This is a genomic window from Streptomyces sp. NPDC005728, assembly GCF_040630895.1.
In the GTDB taxonomy this organism is placed as follows: domain Bacteria; phylum Actinomycetota; class Actinomycetes; order Streptomycetales; family Streptomycetaceae; genus Streptomyces.
Window position 1 is genome coordinate 1 of record NZ_JBEXYL010000273.1, and the last position, 1,830, is coordinate 1,830.

Annotated in this window: 1 protein-coding gene; it reads right to left on the bottom strand. The window is 68.3% G+C overall.

From position 1 onward, the window contains the following. Positions 1 to 58: 58 nt before the first annotated feature. The gene (locus ABZ471_RS48500; protein ID WP_359075581.1) at positions 59 to 1,693 is read right to left on the bottom strand and encodes an IS4 family transposase; all 1,635 of its coding nucleotides are present in this window, start codon (positions 1,691 to 1,693) and stop codon (positions 59 to 61) included. Between the last annotated feature and the right edge of the window lie 137 nt (positions 1,694 to 1,830).

Below are 1,830 nucleotides of genomic sequence, written 5' to 3' on the forward strand. Positions count from 1 at the left end.
CCCCCGTGTCCACACTCCGGGGGACGCCTCAAGGCCGGGAAGTTAGCGTTTTCGCAGGTCACGCAAGTGATGGCACTGGTTTTCGCGCAGTGTAGCGGCCTCGGTCGATCTTGTGGATGTGGCCGCTGATGGTCCATCTGTTCAGTTGCCGGTACATGGTGTATAGCGTGATGTCGCCGAGCTGTTGGGCGAGTTCGTGGGCCGACCAGGTGCGTCCGGGATCGGCGCGGAGGAGTTCGAGGGTTTGCTCCCGGCGGCTTCGCGACGAGCGGTGGGTGGGCCGGTCATCTCGTGAGGCAGTCGGCAGAAGGCGCTGTTCGACGGTGGGGACCAGGACGGTGATGTCGAGACGGGTGACGGGACGGCTGGTCTCGGGCCTGCCGTCGTCGAAGTGTTCGTTGTAGCGGGAGACCGGTGACTTGACCTTGCGGGTGCTGACCCGTGGTCGTCGGGGCGGAAGCAGGGAGGCCAGGACCCGGTGCCTGATCATCCCGGCCGGCCCGGGGGTGGTGGTAATCACGTTGCAGGCCGTGACGACCTGGTCGCGGGCGGCCTGGAGGGCGACAGTGAATCCGCAGCGGTCCGGATCGGTGCCCGGGACGGATTCAGCGGCGTCGACCATCACGGTCCGCAGTACTTGATAGAGCGTCAGCAGTGCCCACATCTCCTGCTCGACGCCGGCCGGGTCGCCCGAGCGCAGCCGACGGCCGTCCATGAGCGTGTGACGCAGCGCGTAGTAGGCGGATTCGTGCTCCCACCGCTGATGGTAGAGGCGCGTCAGGGTGGTCGCGGGGTAGCGGCGGGCATCGGTCAGGGTCGTGACCAGTCGGTAGTCCCCGGTGAAGAGGGTGCCGTCCGCGCAGGTCACCGTGATCTGCGCGTCGATGACCCGTACCTTCACGTCGCCGAGCACCGACAGGTACGAGCCGTCGGCGAGGCGGCACAGGACCGGAGTGCGACGGTTGCTGCGCAGCCGGCCCAGGACCTGGGCCCGCGTGGCGGTGACCGCGGCGAGGAACGCGTTGCCGTCGAACCCCTTGTCCCACAGGACGAGCATGTCCGGCCGCAGCAGATGCAGCAGGCGCCTGGCGTAGCTCGTCTCGCCCTCGGCGGTAGGACCGAAGACCGCGCCCAGCAGAGCCCGGGTGCCGGTTTCCACCAGCGTCATCAACTCCAGTGTCGGGTAGCCCTGGCTGGTACGTCGGCCCAGCCAGGAGCGGTTACGCTCAGAATCGGCCACCCGCTGCGAACTGCAGCCGTCGAACGACACCGTCCGGTACGGCCCGAACCGCACCCCAGGTGTCCCCGGCTGGGCCAACGGACCGGCCAGGACATCGAACAACGCCTTTACCGGCGCGCTGCCGAGCCTGCGGCGCAGGTCACGCAACGCCTTCGCGCTCGGGCGGACCACGGGTGCTCCCGCGAGGCCGGCGGTCAGCTTGTCCCAGACCAGCCGGTAGCCGACCTCGGGGAACAGACACATCGCGAGCAGGAAGTAGACCCCCACCCGTGACGGGAGGTCACGCAGACGACGCTGGACCGTCCGGGTCTCCTCCACCACCGCGTCGACGAGCTCGAAGGGCACGGCGGCGGTCAACTCGCCCAGGTGCCCGGGCGCGAACCGGCCCGCAGCCACAGTGACCGTGCGGGTGATAGCCATCACGGCGGCCGGAACGACAGAATGCAAGGGCAACGGAGCTCCTCGGGAACAGGAAGTCTTGGTCGGCTACCTGAACCAACGAGCTCCGTTGCTCTACGCCGGAAACCCCTCACTCCCCCTTGCGCGACCTGCGAAAACGCTAACTTCCCGGCCTTGGGGGACGCCTCAGT